We start from the raw sequence: 17,617 nt of genomic DNA, 5'->3' as shown, positions 1-17,617 counted from the left end.
GCCAAGGAGGGCGGTGTCGGCGTTTTCGAGTGGGCCCCGCTCCGCAAGGGTTTTCTCGGCCTCTGGCGGGAAAGTGGTCGCGGGCCGGGCGCTGCGCGCCCGGCCCATACCCTGACTGCCTGCCGACCTCGAACCGGGCGTCGAAGCCGGCCGGTGGGTCACCGGTGGTCCAGGTTCAGCAAAGCCAACCGCAGCAGAAGCTGCTCGGGATCGTGGGGACCATGTTGGTGACCGCCCCCGCGGCGGACACGCCCATGTAGCCCGCGAGGATCGCGGCCCGGCTCGCCGCCGATAACCGTCCTGGCAGGCTCATCCTCCCGGCCGGATGGTCGTCGGTCTCCTCGTCCCGCGCCTCGACGTCCTTCCATGCCGCGATCTGATCGGGTTCTTTGTCCATTTCTCTTCCCTCCTGGATTCCGGTGCGTCATACCGGACCGCCGGGTGCCAGTAGCAGCACCGACGGCACGCGTTCGGTGAAACCGAGGCGTAGCAAGCCATATCCGATACCGGCAAGACCCGTGAGCAGGCCGGGTGTCGGCACCCCGTCCGGCGTGCCGCACCGGGGACCGCGCTGGTCCAGCACGCCGAGCAGCCGCGCCACCGCGGGCGCCAGCGCCCCCGCCGCACCAGGGTGGCCGCGCTCCGACAGCACCGTGAGCGCCTCGAGCACGCCCAGCTCACCGTGGCACAGGCTGGTGTCACGCAACGGGTTGCGGTCGGCCAGCGAACTCACCGCGCGGTCCAGGTCCGGGTCGGGCACCAGCCCGTCCGCGCGGGCGAGCAGCGCCCCCGCCAGGCCGCTGCACCAACCGTGGTCCGCGTCGGCGAGCCGGTCGGCCAGCGGCACGACCCGGCCGAACACCTCGGCCGACGCGGCGGTGAAGCCCGCGCACCGGCCCAACCCGTACGCGACGCCGTCGAGGCCGCCCGCGAAGCCCGTGGTGGGAAAGGCGCCGTCCTCGTCCGCCCGCACGGTCGTGCCTGCCAGCCGCTTGGCGAGGACCACGGCGGCGTCGGCCGCGGCCGCCAGACCGGTCTCGGCGTGTGCGCCGAGCAGTGCGGCCACCCCGCCCGCCCGACCCGCCGCGAACCCGGCGATGCCGTCGTCGCTGTCCGCCACGAGGTCGATCGCCCGTGCGCACCAGCCCCGCACCTCGTCGTCGCCGAGCAGCGTGGCCACCCGCGCCAGGCCGTAACAGATCCCGCCCGTGCCGAGGAACCCGCCGGGGCCCACCGACCGCGCGACGGCCGGGTTCTGCTCCAGCACGGACAGCAGGCGCGGCACGGGGCGCAGTGCCCGCGCCGCCAGGTCCAGGTAGCGCGACGTGCCGGTCAGCTCGCCGAGCTGGGCGAGGAACAGCGCCACCCCGGTGTAGCCGTTGGCGAGGCCAGCACCGAGCGGGAGCACACCCCAGTGCCGGTCGTCGACCGGTTCGAGGCCCAGCCAGTTGGCGCGCTCGTCGCGGTGCACCGCCCTGGCGACCAGCTCGTCGGCCACAGCGCAGGCCGCGGCCAGCAACGCGGCGGGCTTGGGTGCGGTGGTCGCGACCGGGCCTGGTGGTTCCTGGCCGCTGTGGTGGTCGATCGGCCCGGTCCTGGTCGCGAACGTGGCGGTGATCAGCCAGTCCTGGTCGTGGCGGTCGACCTCGTCCATCCGGTCGAGCTTGGCGCGCACGGACTCCAGGCCCGACTCGGCCAGCACGCCGGGGATCCGCTCGCCGGTCGAGGACCAGAGGTCGGGGACGTCGACGCGCCCGAAGAACACCGGGACGTCACCCGCCCACAGGTCGGCGTGCTCGTGGCGGGTCAGGCGTTCTTTCACCGGGTCGCCGACCGCGTCGGCCCACAGGACGTCGAAGACCGGGTCACGGTCGAGGCCGTCACGCAGCACGTCCGGGTGGGTCGACTCGTCGAGCAGCGTCGAGTAGAGCTGGGTCGGGCGGATCACGACGCGGATCTCCTCGCCCGCGGCGGCCGCGAGGAGCCCGAGCAGCTCCTCGCGGTGGGTCAGGATCGCGTCGTACCCGTCGTGGAAACCGGTCAGCAGCGCCGCCCGGTAGTCCGCCGGGTCGACCGGCGCCTCACCCAGCCGCGGCTGGTTGTCGTGGCCCATGAACTCGAAGGACCGACGTACCAACCGCATGCCGTCCGTGCCGGTGTCGTCCCAGCCGACCGCGGCGAACGGGAACGTGGTGCCCCGGTCGCCGCCGAGGCCGGAGATGTCGAGCGCGCCGTGCTCGCCGACCAGGAGCAACGGCAGGAGCGCGGTGCGGCACACCGACTCCGACAACGCCTGCGACGCCGGGTCGGCGCCGGCGACCATGGCGGGCGCGAGCGTGGGGTGGAACAGCGTCTCCACGTCCACCAGCACCGGCTGGTCACCGGCGGCGATCAGGTTCTCGCAGTGGATGTCCGTGCCGTCCAACGCGTAGAGCAGCGCCAGCAGCGCGCCCTGGCGGCGGTAGAAGCGGTCCACGCCGTCCACGTCGGCGCACGGCGCGTACGCGATGTGCTCCAGCCAGCCGTAGCCGTCCCTCTCCAGGACGGCCGGGGACCGCAGCGCCAGCCCCGGCATCCGGTCGTTGAGCCAGCCGACCAGCTCACCGAAGCGTTGCTGCAGCGACTGTCCCCTCGGTTTGTAGACCACGGCGACGCCGTCGAAGCGCAGGATCGCGACCATGCGGCCACGCTGGTGCGGGTCGCCCTTGGCCAGCTCGATGCCGGTCAGCGGTCCGGGGTCGGTGCCGCCGAGCAGGCCGGCGACGATCGCGTCCCGGTCCTCGGCGAAGCGTTCGACCAGCTCCGCGAAGGCGACCGCGAAGTGCTGGCTCGCCTGGCCGAGCACGCGGGCGAGCACCGGGTACTCGTCGAGCAGCGCGGCGAGACCGTCCTCGGTGGCAAGGCGCGTGGCGAACTCGGCGAAGCGCTCCTTGGCGGTCGCGCCGGTCAGCGTGCCCCTGACCCGTGCCACGTTCACCTCGAGCACGAGCGTGCGGGCCGCGAGCCGGGCCAGCCGCAGGCCGAGCCAGTCGGAGAAGTGGTCGGCGAGCGCCGCCGGTTCGAGTCTGCCCGGCGCGGCGGCCGGCGTGATCCGCCGGGTGACCTCGGCCCGCGCGGCGGCCGTGAGGCGGCCGAGCGCGGCGGCGAACTGCCCCTGCCACGTGGCCGGTTCCGCTCCGGCGGAGGCCGAGGACGGTTCGGCGAGGACCCGGTCCACGAACGTGGCCCACTGCGGTCGGGCGGTGCGGGCGGCGAGCGGTTCCGGCGCCTCGGCGAGCAGCCCGACCATGCCGTCCTCGACGAGGCCCGCGTCGGCGAGCCGACGGGCGAACTGGCCGGTCGCGGACAGGTCGTGGGCCTCCGACCAGCGCTTGAACCGGCGCCGGGCCGCGTCGAGGCGCACCGGGTCCGGCGAGGCCCCGGCAGGAAGCCGTTCCGCCAGGGAGAGCCCGCGTGCCCACCACGAGTGCCCCATCTCCGCGCCGCGCCCGGACTCGATGCTCACGGGGGCCAACCCTGCCAGCCGCCCGCGCCCCCATACATGGGGAACCTGCCCCCGCATTCGTGTGAATCCCCAGTACGGCGGCCAGGCCGGCGACGGTCGCCGAGGCCGTCGGACCGCCCTCGGCGCCGTCCGCACGGCCCGTCGCACGCCCCGGACCGGGGGCCGGCACGTACTGGGGGCCGCCGATGGCGAAAGCGGGGGCGAGTCGCCCATGTGGACACCGTCGCGGCGCGCTCAGTCTGGCAACCGTGAACGACAGCCGGGGGGCTGACCTGTTGTGGAGTGGGATGCGGATCAACGTGCTCGGGCCGTGGCAAGTGGCGGTGTCCGGGGGGCTGCCGGAGATCAAGGGTGCGAAGCGTTACGCGCTGCTCGCCGCCCTCCTGCTGGACCCGGGGCGGACGGTGTCACGGGAGCGGCTCGTCGACGCGGTCTGGGAGGACGACCCGCCGACGTCCGCGTTGGCGAACCTCCGGACCTATGTCGCCGACCTGCGCCGGGCGCTGGGGCCGCTGGCCGACGGCAGGCCGCGCCTGGCCAGCAGTGCTTCTGGTTACGCGATCGAGGTGGGGCCGGAGGAGCTGGACCTGCTGTGCTTCGAGAAGCTGTCCGGGGAGGGCCTGGCCGCCTGCCGGCGCGGCGACCATGCCGCGGCGGTGTCCTTCCTGGCCAGGGCTGTCGGGCTGTGGCGTGGTCACGCCTTCGACGGTGTGGAGCTGGGGTCGTGGGCGCGGGCACGGGTCACGGCGCTGGAGGACCGGCGGTGGGAGGCGCAGCTCGCGCTGGCCGACGCGCGGCTGGCGCTCGGCAGGCACGAGGACGTGGTCGCCGGGCTGCGGGACGTCGTGGCCGAACGGCCGCTGTCCGAGCGTGCGTGGGCACTGCTGATGACCGCGTTGACCGCTGTCGGGCGCCGTTCGGAGGCGTTGGACGCGTTCGCCCGCGCCAGGGCCGTGCTCGACCGGGAGCTGGGGGTCCGGCCGGGGCCGGAGCTGCGGGCCGCGCACGAACGTGCGCTCGCCGCCGACCGGCCTGCTGTCCGGTCGGCCGATCACCGCGCCGGTCCGTGTGCACTGCCCGCGCCGGTCTCGGACTTCGTCGGCAGGCAGGGGTTGCTCGCCGGGCTCGGCGGGTGGCTGACCGGGCACGACGGGCCGCTGGTGGCCGCGTTGTCCGGGCCGCCGGGGGTCGGCAAGACCGCCCTGGCGCTGCGTGCCGCGCACCTGCTGCGGCCTTCGTTTGCCGACGGTCAGCTCTACCAGGCACTCGGTGCGTCGACCGGGCGGCAGCGACCGCCCGGCGAGGTGCTGGCCGAGTTCCTCCGCACGCTCGGCGTGCGGGAGCTGCCGGACGGCGTGGAGGACCGGGCGGCGCTGTTCCGCTCGACCGTCGCGCACCGCAGGCTGCTGGTGGTGCTCGACGACGCCGCGGACGTGGCGCAGGTCCGGCCGCTGCTGCCGGGGACGGGCTCGTGCCGGGCGGTGATCACGAGCCGCCACCGGCTGACGGCGCTGGAGGGCGCGCACGCGGTGACGGTTGCGCCGCTGACCGAGACGGAAGGGATCGGCCTGCTCGCCGCGGTCGCCGGCCCGGCCAGGATCAGGCGGGAACGTGACGCGGCCACCCGGATCTTCCTGGCCTGCGGCGGACATCCGCTGGCGCTGCGGGTCGCGGCCGTCCGGCTGGCGATGCGGCCCGCGTGGCCGCTCGCGACCCTCGCCGACCGGCTGTGGGACGAGCCGCACCGGCTGGACGAGCTGACCATCGGTGAGCTGTCGGTGCGGGCGTACCTGGAGTCGAGCTTCCGGCGCCTCGCCGACGGGGCGCGGCGGGCGGTCGCGTTGCTGGCGCGGCACGTCGGTGACGACGTGCCCGCCGGCCGGGTGGCCGAGGTCCTCGGCAGGCCCGAGGCGGAGTCGGACCGGATCGTCGAGGAACTGATGTGCGCCAACCTGCTCGTGCCGACGGGCGGCGCCGAGCCGAGCTACCGCCTCGACCGGCTGTTCCGGCTGTACGCGCTCTACGCCCGGTAGCGCCGCCCCCGGTTGCACTGAAGGACGCCTTCCTTACGCCCAGCGTTACGAAGGCGTCCTTCAGTGCGTTCTGCTGTGACCGGCTGCCACCAGCACGAGTGCGGTGGCCACGAGACCCGCGGCCACCAGGTGGGCGGCGTGGTAACCCGAGTTCAGGTCGGCCGCGCCTGCCGCGACCGTGGTCAGCGCCGCGAGGCCGACCGCGCCGCCCACCTGGTACGTCGTGCTGAACAGGCCCGACGCGGCGCCGGAGTCGGTCTCGGTCGCCCCGGACATGGCCAGTGTCATCAGGGCGGGGAACCCCAGCCCGCCACCGAGGCCGAACAGGACCATCGCCGGAAGCACGTCGACTGCGTAGTGGCCGCCTGCCGGGGTGCGTGCCCAGAGCAGGAGGCACACGAGGATCAGGCCGAGACTCAGCAGCACGGCACCGCGCGTGCCCAACCGCAGTGCGACGGGGCCGGACAGGCGCAGTGCCGTGAGCGCCATCGTGCCCGCCGCGGGCAGGAACGCGAGGCCGACCGCGAGCGGGCTGAACCCGAGCACCTGCTGCAGGTAGAGCGCGCCGAAGAAGAACACGCCGAACATGCCCGCCACCACCAGCAGCTGTGCCACGTTCGCGACGACGGCCGCGCGGGCCGCGAACAGCCGCAGCGGGATCAGCGGGTTCGCCGCGTACCGCTGCCGCAGCGTGAACGCGACGAGCAGCACCACCGAGCCGAGCCCGAGGACCGGCGCCGACACGATCGCGTACACACCCAGCATCAGCCCGGCCGTGAGCAGCGCGGCGCCCGTGACGTCGGTGCCGTCTGCGGTGACGCCGGGCCGGTGCTCGACGTGGCGCAGGCACAACCACACGGTCAGCACGCCGACCGGCAGGTTGACCAGGAAGATCCAGTGCCAGTTGAACACGTCGGTGATCGTGCCGCCCGCGAGCAGCCCGACCGCGCCGCCTGCCGAGGAGACGAACCCGTAGACGCCGATGGCCCTGGCCTGCTCCTTCGGTTCCGGGAAGGTCGTCACGATCATGCCGAGGATCACCGCGGAGGCCAGCGCGCCGCCGACGCCCTGCGCGAACCGGGCGGCGACCAGCACGAACTGGGTCTGCGCGGCCCCGCACAGCACGGAGGCCGCGGTGAACACGACCAGCCCGGTGAGGAAGACCCGCCGCTGCCCGAGGAGGTCGCCGAGCCGCCCCGCGAGCAGCAGCAGGCCGGCGAAGGCGACCAGGTAGGCGTTGACCACCCACGCCAGGCCGCTCTCGGTGAAGCCGAGGTCGGCCCGGATGGACGGCAGCGCGACGTTCACGACCGTCGCGTCGAGCAGGATCATGAGCTGGCCCGCGCACAGCACGTACAGCGCGGCCCGGCGCGACCGGGCGGGCGCGACGGTGTCGGTCATGCGAAACCCACCTCTTCCAGGGCGAGGAGCAGTTCCTCGGGATCGATGTCGACCGGCTCGTCGCCGCCGAGCAGGCGGTCGAGGACGGCGACGCACTCGTCGAGCCAGCGTTCGACGTCCGCCGTCGCGTGGACCTCGGGTGAGTACTTGACCGACAGCTCCAGCTCGCCGCCGCTGACCTGCGCGGCGACGTCGATCAGGTAGTGCCGGGTGGCCGCCGGGTCGAACTCGGCACGCAGCGAGCCGGGGACGGCGGTGAGCACCGGGTCGGGCTCGCCGTCGCCGTCGAACACACCGAGGTAGTTGACGCTGACCTGGCGGGGCGGGAACGCGGCGAGGGGTTGGTCGGCGCCTCGGTGCTGGAGGATGCCCCATTCGATGTCGCGGCCACGCTGGTCGGTGACCGACCGGCGGACGTGGCGCAGCGTCTCCTCGGGGGTCGTGTGCAGGTGAACGGACAGCGGGGCGATCGCGGTGAACCAGCCGACGCTGCGGGACAGGTCCACGGGCAGCTCGTGCTGCAGCCTGCCGTGGCCCTCGACGTCGACCGTCACGGTGTCGGTGCCGGTCCAGGAGCCGAGGCTCCAGCCGACGGCGGTGAGCAGGGCCTCGTGGACACCGCCGTGGCGGCCGGCCCCGAGGGTGCGGGTGAGGATCCGCGCGTCGCGTTCGTGGAGCGTCGGCGCGGGCGGGAACGGGGTGGACGGTGTGACACGGGCCAGCCACGCGTCGGCCAGTGCGCGGCCGTCCAGCTCGCCTGTCCGCCTGGCGAGGCGGCGCGCCCAGTCGAGGTAGCCGTGGGCCGGGGGCAGCGGGGTGCCTGCCAGCAACGCCCGCAGGTCGTCCTCGACGACCCGCCACGAGACCCCGTCGACGGCGGCGTGGTGCACGACGAGGACGAGCTGTCGGGCGTCCCGCAGGTAGGCGGCGTGGACGATCGGGCCGGTGGCGGGGTCGAGCCCGAGGTGGAGCCGGTCCTCGACCGCCTCGGCACTGACCGGGCCGTCGACGACCTCGAAGCGGAGGTTGTCGGCGTCGGCGACGTCGAGGGTGCGGTCGACGAGTCGCAGTCGCAGCGCCTCGTGCCGGTCGACCAGCTCTCCGAGCGCCGCCTCCAGCTGTGTGGGGGTCGCGGTCACGGCGTACCGCGTGCTCATGGTGAGGCGGCGGCGCGTGGCGGCAGGGTCGCCGGTCTCCAGCCACCAGGAGAACACCGGGGGCAGGGGGACGGGGCCGGTGGCGTCCTCGCCGTCGACGCCGATCGCGGCCGGGTCCAGCTCGGCGAGGTGTTCGAGGAGGGTCGCGACGGTCTGGTGCTCGAACAGGTCGAGCGGGCTGAAGCGGAGGTCGCGTTCGGCGGCCCTGGCGACGACCTGGATGGCACGGATCGAGTCGCCGCCCGAGGCGAAGAAGTTGTCGTCCTCGGTGAGGTCGGGGTTGGCGAGGACCGCGCGGAAGACCTCGAGCAACGCCTCGGTGCGGGGTGCCGGGACGGTGCCGCGCCGCTGTGTGCCGGAGCCGACGCGGACCTGGGCGGGCGGCAGGTCGAGCAGGGTCGCGACGTCGTTCGGCTCCGCCCCGGTGGCTTCGACCAGGCAGGTGGCGGTGCCGAAGGGCAGGAGGGGCAGGACTTCGGTGCCTGCGGGGTCGAGGCCGATCAGGAGTCGCCGCTCGGCCCAGTCGAGGGCGACGTGCAGGGAGGCGAGGCCCTGGGTCGGGGTCATGCCTGCGAAACCGCGGCGGGCGGCCAGTTCGGCCAGCGCGGTCGGGGTGCCGGCGGCCATGCCGACCTGCTGCCAGCGGCTCCAGTCGAGGCAGAGGTCGTCACGCCCGCTGGTCGCGGCGTGTGCGGCCTGGTAGGCGCAGGCACCGGCGTAGTGGGCGAACCCGGCGCCACCGAAGAAGCCGTTGACGGAGCTGAAGGTGACGACGGGGGTGGGCCGGTCCGCGAGGACGGCGTCGAGGGAGTGACAGATCCGGATGCGGTCGGCGGCGGCGCGTTCGGCCCGCTCGTCGGCGTCGCGGTCGTGGCCGGCGCCCTGGAGCACGTCGAGCCGCTCGGCGATGGATCCCTCGCCTGCCAGGGTGAACACGGCGTCCACCCGGGTGCCCCAGTCGTGTTCGGCCTCGCGGAGGGCGGCGGCGAGCGCGTCGGGGTCGGTGGCGTCCGCTGTGCGGTAGCGGAGGTCGCCGTGTGCGGAGAGGTAGGCGAGGGTCTGGGCCCGTGTGCCCGTCGCGGGCCCGCGCCCGACGACCAGCAGGCGGGCGCCGAACCGGCGGAGGAGGTGCCGGCAGAGGTGCGCGCCGACGCCACCGAGGCCGCCGACGACCAGGTAGTGGCCGCCGTCGCGCAGGACCCGGCGGGGCTTGTCGGGCACGGAGGCAGCGGGGACGGGTCGGAGGACGGGGGTCAGCCGGGTCCCGTCGCGGTAGGCGACCGGGACGCCGCCGCCCTCCGCGGGCAACACCTCGACCGGCGCGCCGTCGACGAGGGTCACGGACAGCCGTGGGTGGGCCTGGGCGAGGCTCTGCGCCAGCCCGGGCAGTGCGGCGTGGACGATGCCGGTCTCGCGGCCGGTCACCGCGAAGGCGGCCTCGGTCGCGAGGACGACGGCCGGCGGCACCGCCACACCGGCCGCCGCCCGGCACAGGGCGTCCCACTCGCGGTGAGCGGTGACGAGGGCCGCGACCTCGGGTTCGGCACCGACGGGCACCGTCCGCCGACGGGCGTCGACGACCACCTCCGCGCCGGAGGCGGCCAGCACGGCGGGCAGCTCCTCGGGGTCCGGTACCGGCGTCGTGCCGGGTGGGGCGTCGGCACCCAGCCACAGGACCCGCCGTGCGCCGGAGGGGGGCGGCGCGGTCGGCTGCCACTGCGGGGCGAAGTGCCAGCCGGGCAGTGCGGGCCGCTCCCCCAGGCCGCCGTCGCGGCGCAGGGTGATCAGGTCGGCGAACTCCCCCGCGACGAACCCGCGTGCCAGCACGGACCGGCGGATCTTGCCGATCGCCGTGCGCGGCCACGCCTGCGGGGACAGCTCGACCATCGCGACCGGGCGCAGGTTGTGCTCCGCGATCAGCGCCGCCTCGGCCGCGGCGGGGTCGGCGTCGCCGCTGTAGAAGACCACCAGGTCGTCGGTGGCCGCCTCCGGTCTGCGCACCGGGACGGCCGCGCAACAGCCCTGGCGGATCCCGGGCAGCGCCTCGACGGTGCTCTCCAGTGCCCTCGCCGCGTAGTTCAGGCCGTTGACGATGATCACGTCCTTCTCACGGCCCGTGACCACGAGGCTGCCGTCCACGACGAAGCCGCAGTCGCCCATGCGCAGCCAGCCGTCGGCGGTGAACGTCTCCGCGTTGGCCGCCGGGTTGTTGTGGTAGCCGGCCGTGACCTGCGGCCCGCTGACCTCGATCCGGCCGCTAACCCCCTCCTGGCACACGTTTCCCTCGGCGTCGACCACCCGCATGGCGAGCCCCGCCATGGGCGTGCCGACCTCGACGAACGGGCTCCCCTCGCCCGGCAGCGCCCGCACCACCGGCCGGTCGAGTGCGGTGTCCGCGAGCCAGTGCACGTTGTCGGCCCGCCCCGCGACGAGGTTGTGCGCGGCGATGACGGCGGAGCTGGTCTCGGTCATGCCGAACACCGGCCTGATCACGTCGGGGCGCAGCCCGTGCGGCGCCAGCAGCGTGAGGAAGCGCTGGTTGCCGTCGTGGGTGACGGACTCGCCGCCGTTCTCCCAGACCTTGATGGCGCTCAGGTCCCAGTGCCCGTGCGTGATCGCGTCCGCGCACTCGTTGACCAGGTTGAACCCGAAGTTGGCCATCCAGGTGACCGTGACGCGGTGCTTGGCGCACAGGTCGAGCAACCGGGTCGGGTCGGCGAGCACGTAGCCGGTGTCCACGTGGAGCTGCCGGTTGGCCAGGCACAGGTCACGCATGTGGTGCTGCACGAGGCCGCCGACGTGGTCGACGGCCAGCCAGTTGACGGACGTCTCGCCGTCGAGACCGAACTCGGCGCCGACCGCCTCCGCGAGCGACACGAGGTTGCGGTGGGACAGCACGACACCCTTCGGCGCGCCGGTGCTGCCCGAGGTGAGCAGCATGAGCGCGGGCGGGCGCGGGGTCCATTCGTCGCGGGGTAGGGGTCGTTCCCGTCGGGCGGCCTCGAGGTCGAGGAACTCGGCGGTCAGGCCGCGGGTGCGCAGGTGTGCCTCGGTCGTCGTGTGCTGCGGCTCGGTGGTGAGGACGGTGCGGCGGGTGAGCATGCTGTCGTGGCCGAGCAGGTGCCAGAGCGGGTTGCTCGCGGCGTCGTACGGCGAGGGCGGGGTGAGCGGCAGCGGCAGCGCGCCGACCATGACGGCCGCCCAGATGCCGGCGAACAGGTCGGCGGTCTGCCCACAGTGGACGATCAGTTCGTCGCCGGGCGCGACGCCGTTGGCCGTGAGGTGGGTGGCGATCCTGGCGGCGTCGGCGAGCAGTTCCCGGTACGGGAGGTCACGCTCGTGACCGTCGGCGTCGACGATGAGGATGCCGGTGCCGAGGTCGGCGGCGCGGCACAGCCGGTCGAGCAGGTCGTCGTGTTGGGGCGGCAGGGTCTTGCCGACGACGTGGGCCGGGCGGGCCGCTGGATAGTGCGCGCCGCCCGCGGCGAAGTCGTCGGGCAGCGGGAGCCGCGTGGTCTCCGGCGGCACGGTGACGGTCCGCAGCGTGACCCCGAGGCGGTGCTCCACATCGGACAGGAGCCGGGTGTCGGGCCACGCGGCGAGCGCGAGCCGGGGAAGGTCGACGGCGCCGGTCTCGGTCCTGGGGAAGGTGGGTACGGTGACCACGCCGACCGGTCCGGCCCAGGCGGGAAGCGCGGCGGTGAGGCGTTCGAGGGCGGTGGTGTCGGCGGGACCGGTGACGTGCAGCACGAGCCGGTTCTGGTCGCGGGCCGTCAGCACGCCGCCCGGAAGCTCCACATCGGACAGCAGCTCCGCCACGAGCACGGGGTCGAGGCGGCGGCCGGACACCCGCGTCGGGTCGGGCACGCGCTGGTCGAACTCGATGCTCCCGTCCGGACGGCGGCGGGCGCGGTAGTCGGTGAGCCAGGTGCGCTCGCCGGGTGCGTCGAGGGCGGTCGGTGTGCTCGCCACCGTGGGCAGCTCGCCGGCCAGCGCGAGGAGGCCCCACGCGTTGTCGGGCAGCGGCCGGCCAGCCGGGTTGCACACGCGGTGCCTGCCGGGCACCCACCCGCGGTCACCGTCCACAACGGACCGACGGGAGGTTCCCACGACGAAGTGGTCACCGAAGGCGTGGACGTGCCGGTCGGCGGGCGGCGTGGTGGGCAACCCGCCACCCCACGTCACCCAGCTCGCGAACGCGTCCGCCTCGGCCAGTTGCGGTGACCGGGCCAGTAGGGCGGCGGGGCAGGCCAGCCCCGCGCCCGAGGTGGGCGCGGGACCGCCGCCCGGGCTCTCCGGGAGGAGGGTCACCCGGATTCGCCCGGTCCTGAGGGCGGCCAGGGCGAGTGGCACCCACACGTCCACCCGCCAGTCGGCCACCACGTGCAGCTCGTCCACGTCCGGCACGGTGAGTCGCCCCAACGTGGCCATCGGGTGCGCGACGGCACCGACCAGCGGCTCGACCACCACCAGCCCCGCCCCGGCGGGCGGGAGCGTGTCCGAGGGTCCGACCACCGGCGTGGCGTCCGCGAGCCACGCGGCCATGCACGCCACGAGCACGTCCACCGGATCGGCGGCGGTCACCGCCACCGACGAGCGCGGGGCGACGGGCACCGCCGCGACCCGGGACGCCAGGTCCGGCACCCCGACCAGGGTCTGCGCGGACAACGCGGCACGAACATCGAACGTCTGCACGGTCATACTCCCCTCAAGCCGGCCCGAGGCTGATGGGTCAGCACCGGCCAGTCCACGAACAAGGCCCTCTCGCCCGGATCCGTCGCAGTCGCCCGCATCGGCGAGTACGCGGTCACCGGCGCCGAGGCAAACCCGGCAGCCAGGTCCCGCGCACCCGCCGAGGTCCTTGCGGCACGAACACCCGACTTCCGCACGGTCATGCGCCCGCTGAGCCGGTTCGCAGCTGGTGGGCCAGCGCCAGCCAGTTCGCGAAGAAGGCGCGGTTGTTGGCGCGCCACCGGTTCACGGGTCGGTCCGGGTCGTAGTTCACCGGCACCGGTGGGTCGTCGCCCCGCTCCAGGGCGGCGCGGTACTCCTGTCCGAGCCGCTCGGTCGGGTAGTCCTGATGTCCCTGCAGCAGCACGAAACGTCCGTCGGGCGACGCGATCGTGGTGTGGCCGCTCGCCTCGCACCAGTCCAGCGGGACCAGCGTGCCCTCCCCCACCGCCGCCTCGAACCCCTTCGGCTCCAGTTGCGCGTACCGGCTCTGCGGCAGCCAGTACCGGTCGTCCACGCCGTGCATGAGCGGGTGCTCCGGCGCCAGGTTGGTCATCTCGAACACGCCGGACACCTTGTGCTGGAAGTGCTGCTTCTCGATGTCGTAGAACACCTTCCCCACGACCTGCGCACCCCAGCACACGCCGGCCACCGACCCGACCCGCCCACTCGCGTCACGCAGGGTGTCGACCACCTCGTCCCAGTACGTCGCCGCCGTGAAGTCCGGGTTCAGGTCCATCGCCGCCCCGGTCAGCAGCACCGCGTCGCACGCGTCGAGGTCGGTGTCCTCGTAGTACCGGTGCGTTCGCGCCAGCACGTCCTGGTTGCTGCTGCGGTACGCGTGCTTGTGCAGGCGGATCCACCGCACCTCGGTCCCCGGCGGCAGCACTCCCGCCATGTAGTCGAGGTAGATCTCCGCCTCGGGCATCAGGTTCAGTACGGCCAGCGTGCTCACGACGCCACCTCCGACAGAAGTTGGTCGACCACCTCTGCGGGCTGGTCGCGGACGAAGTAGTGGTCACCGGTCACGACCGCACGCCGCACCCGGGTCGCGATCCTGGCCCAGCCGTGCCAGCCGGTCTCGTGGTCGCTGGTCAGCGGGTCGGTGTCGCCGATCAGACACGTCAACGACGTGCTCAGCGGGGCCAGGTCACGCTGGAAGTACCGCCTCGCCTCGTCGCCGTCGTGGCGCAGCAGGCGGCCGATGACACGGGCGTCCTCTTCGGAAAGATCGGTGAAACCACCCAGCTTCGCGAACTGCTCGGCAAGCTCCACATCGGACACCGACTCGAACGGGTCCACCGGCACGTGTCCAGCCGGTGGCGGGTAGGCCGCCGCCACGACCAGCCCACGCAGGTCGGCGCCGTCACGTTCGAGCAGCCGGGCCACCTCCGTCGCGAGCGCCACACCACCGCAGTGCCCGTACACGAGCAGCGGACGGCCACCCAGCGCCCTGGCCGCCTCGGCCACCGCGGGCGCCACGACGTCGATCGGGCGCGGTGCCTCGGCGAAATCGTCGTGGCCGGGCAGCCGGACCGCGTACACCGCGAGGCGATCACCCGCCTCGTCGGCGAGTCGCTGGTAGACGCCCGCATGACCGCCGCCGTACGGCACGCAGATCACCGCGGACCCCCGGTCGGCCGCGCTCAGCCGGACCAGCAGGTCGCGGTCCTGCCTGCCCTGCCCCAGGTGCTCGGCGAGCGCCCGCACGGTCGGGTACCGGTACAGCGCGGTGATCGGCACCGACAGGCCCGGCACCCGGCAGGCCCGCAACGCCTTCAGCGAGTTGCCACCCAGGTCGAAGAAACTGGTCTCCACGTCGACCTCGTCCCGGCCGAGCACACCGGCCCAGTGCGTGGCGAGCGTCGTCTCCAGTGGCGTGACCGCGGTGGCGCGGACCCGGCGGCCGAACTCCGGTGCGGGCAGGTCACGGCGGTTCACCTTGCCGTTCGCGGTCAGCGGCAACCGGTCCAGCCGCACGAACGCCTCCGGCACGAGGTGTTCGGGCACCCGCTCCCGCAGCCAGGCACGCAACCCCGCCGCGTCCAGTTCCTCGGCCACCACGTGTGCGACCAGCCGCCGGTCACCCGCCGCGTCCGTCGCCGCGGACACCAGGCACGCCGACACCGCCGGGTGCTCGCGCAGCACCGCCTCGATCTCGCCCAGCTCCACCCGGATACCGCGGATCTTGACCTGGAAGTCGATCCGGCCGAGCAGCTCGATCGTGCCGTCGTGGCCGAACCTGGCGAGGTCGCCGGTGCGGTAGAGGCGCTCGCCGGGCCGCGTGGGCCACGGGTGCGGCACGAACTTCTCCGCCGTCAGCTCCGGCCGGTCCAGATACCCGTGTGCCACACCGACTCCGCCGAGGTGCAGCTCTCCCGGGACGCCGACCGGCGCGGGCTCCATCCGCGAGTCGAGGACGTACGCGGTCTGGTTCGCCATCGGCCTGCCGTACGGGATGCTCCGCCACGCCGGGTCGACCTCGCCGACGGGGTGGGTCACCGAGTCCACCGACAGCTCGGTCGCGCCGCCCGCACTGACGAACGCCACCCCGGGGGACGCGGCACGCACCCGGTCCGGTTGTGTCAGCGGGATCCAGTCGCCGTCGAGCACCGCGAGCCGCAGGGTGTCGGGACGGACACCGGCGTCGGCCACCGTGTCCAGCAACGCGTCCATCAGCGCGGGGGCCGAGTGCCACAGCGTGATGCCCTCGGCGGCGATCAGGTCGAGCCAGTGCTCCGGGTCCTTCTCGCGGCCGGCGTGCGGGAACACCAGGCGGCCGCCGGAGTTCAGGCTCTGGAAGACGTCGCAGACCGAGATGTCGAAGCTCAGCGACGACACACACAGCGTGCGGTCGTCCGGGCCCATGGCGAACCGGTCGCAGTAGTCCTCGATGTTGTTGACCCGCCCCCGGTGGTCGAGCACGACTCCCTTGGGGCGCCCGGACGAACCGGACGTGTAGATCACGTAGGCGACGTCGTCCGGTGACACGTCGACGTCCACCGGCGCGGTCGACGCGTCGCCCACGTCCTCGAGTGCCAGCAGCGGCAACGACGCGCCACGCATGGCCGCCGTGCCGCTCCCCCAGGTCACCACGGCACGCAGCCGCGCGTCGCCGACCATGTAGGCGATGCGGTCGGCCGGGTAGGACGGATCGAGGGGCACGTACGCGGCGCCTGCCTTCATCACGCCCAGCATGGCGGCGACCGTGGCCGTGGACTTGTCCGTGCACAGGCCGACGCGGTCACCCGGCCGCACGCCCAGCCCGACGAGCCGGTGTGCCACCTGGTTGGCCCGCGCGTCCAGCTCCGCGTAGGTGAGCGTGCCGTCCCCGGCCACGACCGCGACCGCCGCCGGCCGCAGCCGTGCCTGCCGCTCGGCCATGCCGTGCAGCGTGCGGTCCAGGTCGTACGGTCGCACGGTGTCGTTCCAGTCACGCAGGATCGTCTCGGCGTGCCGACCCGCGACCACCGGCACGTCGCCCAGCGGCCGGTCCGGTGCCGCGCCAAGGTGTTCGACGAGCAGGCGGAGCTGGTCGAGCATGGCCTCCGCGGTCTCGTCGGCCAGCCGGTGCCGGTAGTAGGTGAGCACCAGCATGATCTCGTCGCCGGGGAAAGCACGCACGGCGACCGGGTAGTTGGTCGGGCCGCTCCAGCCGTAGTCGGTCAGGCGGATCCCGGCCCACGACTCGGTGTGCCCGGCGTCGAGGGGGTAGTTCTGGAAGCTCAGCAGCGTCTCGAAGAGCGGCCTGCCACGCTCTACTTCGGACAGTTCGGTCACGCGTGCGAGGCCCGTGAACTGGTGGCCCTGCGTGCGGAACAGGTCCCGCTGGATCTCGGTCAGCCACTGCGCCACGGTCTGGGTGGGATCGATCCGCACCCGCAGCGGCACCGCGTTGATGAACAGGCCGACCATCTGCTCGACGCCGGCCAGCTCCGGCGGGCGGCCCGCCGTGGTGGAGCCGAAGAGCACCTCGTCCTCGCCGCTGTACGCGCCGAGCAGCCGGGCCCACGCGGCGTGCGCGAGCGCGCCGAGTGACACGCCGAGCCGGGCACAGTTCTGCTGCACCAACGCGCTGGTCTCGCGATCGAGTGTCACCGACAGGGTGACCTCGGCGTCGCCGCCACCCTCGTGCACGCCCTGCCCCCGGTCCACGGCGAGCCGGGTCGGCGCGGTGAAGCCGGCCAGGTAGTCGCGCCAGAAGTCCGTGTCCGCCACGGGATCCCGGTCGGTGAGGTAGCGGATGAAGTCACCGAACGGCCGCGGCGCCGGCAGGTCCGGTGGCGTGCCGTCGGTCACCAGCGCCGCGTAGCACGACAGTGCCTCGTGCAGCACGGTCCCGAAGCTCCACCCGTCGAGCAGGATGTGGTGGTGGCTCCACACGAACAGGTGCTCCTCGTCCGCGATCTGCCGCAGCACCAACCGCATCAGCGGCGCGCGGGCCATGTCGAAGCCCTGCTCCCGGTCCTCGCGCAGCAGCCGCTCCCACGCCGCAGCGTGGTCGGTGCGGTCACGCCAGTCGGCCCAGTCGAACGGCACGGACACGGCGCGCCCGACCACCTGCACCGGCTCCCTGAGCTTCTGCCAGGCGAAGGCGGTCCGCAGCACGGGATGGCGTGCGACGACCCAGTTCCACGCCTGTTCGAAGGCGGCCAGGTCGAGCGGACCGGTGACCACGCACCGGATCTGCTCGAAGTAGGTCGGCTCACCAGGCCTGCTCAGCGTGTGGAACAGCAGTCCTTGCTGCAGCGGGGAAAGCGGGTAGACGGCTTCGACGTTCTTCGGCATGA

Annotated in this window: 7 protein-coding genes; 1 reads left to right on the top strand and 6 read right to left on the bottom strand. The window is 73.8% G+C overall.

Translation table 11 applies throughout. From position 1 onward, the window contains the following. Positions 1-175 precede the first annotated feature (175 nt). Positions 176-397, bottom strand: coding sequence for a hypothetical protein (locus CLV71_RS05715; protein ID WP_133901536.1), 222 nt, complete (start codon positions 395-397; stop codon positions 176-178). A gap of 27 nt (positions 398-424) precedes the next feature. Further along, positions 425-3,505 carry a type 2 lanthipeptide synthetase LanM family protein gene (locus tag CLV71_RS05710; RefSeq protein WP_166663952.1) on the bottom strand — a complete coding sequence of 1,027 codons (3,081 nt, stop codon included), beginning with the start codon at positions 3,503-3,505 and terminating at the stop codon, positions 425-427. A gap of 248 nt (positions 3,506-3,753) precedes the next feature. Here CLV71_RS05710 and CLV71_RS05705 point away from each other — a divergent pair, with 248 nt between their 5' ends. Then, positions 3,754-5,538: an AfsR/SARP family transcriptional regulator gene (locus tag CLV71_RS05705; protein WP_166663951.1), complete on the top strand. Its 1,785-nt coding sequence runs from the start codon at positions 3,754-3,756 to the stop codon at positions 5,536-5,538. Positions 5,539-5,598: 60 nt separating this feature from the next. Here CLV71_RS05705 and CLV71_RS05700 read toward each other — a convergent pair whose 3' ends face one another. From CLV71_RS05700 to CLV71_RS05685, 4 genes are all read right to left on the bottom strand, one after another. Beyond that, positions 5,599-6,939 (bottom strand): MFS transporter, encoded by a 1,341-nt coding sequence (locus tag CLV71_RS05700; protein WP_133901533.1) that lies wholly within the window; start codon positions 6,937-6,939, stop codon positions 5,599-5,601. Next, positions 6,936-12,791: an SDR family NAD(P)-dependent oxidoreductase gene (locus CLV71_RS05695; protein ID WP_133901532.1), complete on the bottom strand. Its 5,856-nt coding sequence runs from the start codon at positions 12,789-12,791 to the stop codon at positions 6,936-6,938. Before CLV71_RS05695 ends, CLV71_RS05700 begins: the two co-directional genes overlap by 4 nt. Positions 12,792-12,987: 196 nt before the next feature. Then, positions 12,988-13,782, bottom strand: coding sequence for a homoserine O-acetyltransferase/O-succinyltransferase family protein (locus CLV71_RS05690; protein ID WP_208297405.1), 795 nt, complete (start codon positions 13,780-13,782; stop codon positions 12,988-12,990). After that, positions 13,779-17,615 carry a non-ribosomal peptide synthetase gene (locus tag CLV71_RS05685; RefSeq protein ID WP_133901531.1) on the bottom strand — a complete coding sequence of 1,279 codons (3,837 nt, stop codon included), beginning with the start codon at positions 17,613-17,615 and terminating at the stop codon, positions 13,779-13,781. Before CLV71_RS05685 ends, CLV71_RS05690 begins: the two co-directional genes overlap by 4 nt. Positions 17,616-17,617 lie beyond the last annotated feature (2 nt).

The sequence above is a fragment of the Actinophytocola oryzae genome (assembly GCF_004364325.1).
Lineage (GTDB): Bacteria > Actinomycetota > Actinomycetes > Mycobacteriales > Pseudonocardiaceae > Actinophytocola > Actinophytocola oryzae.
Note: the sequence above shows the minus strand (reverse complement) of the source record. Positions and strands in the feature narration are given on the sequence as shown.

Coding starts and splice junctions, on each gene's coding strand:
- CLV71_RS05700 (WP_133901533.1), bottom strand. CDS start 6,939: ATGACCGACACCGTCGCGCCCGCCCGGTCGCGCCGGGCCGCGCTGTAC.
- CLV71_RS05685 (WP_133901531.1), bottom strand. CDS start 17,615: ATGCCGAAGAACGTCGAAGCCGTCTACCCGCTTTCCCCGCTGCAGCAA.
- CLV71_RS05715 (WP_133901536.1), bottom strand. CDS start 397: ATGGACAAAGAACCCGATCAGATCGCGGCATGGAAGGACGTCGAGGCG.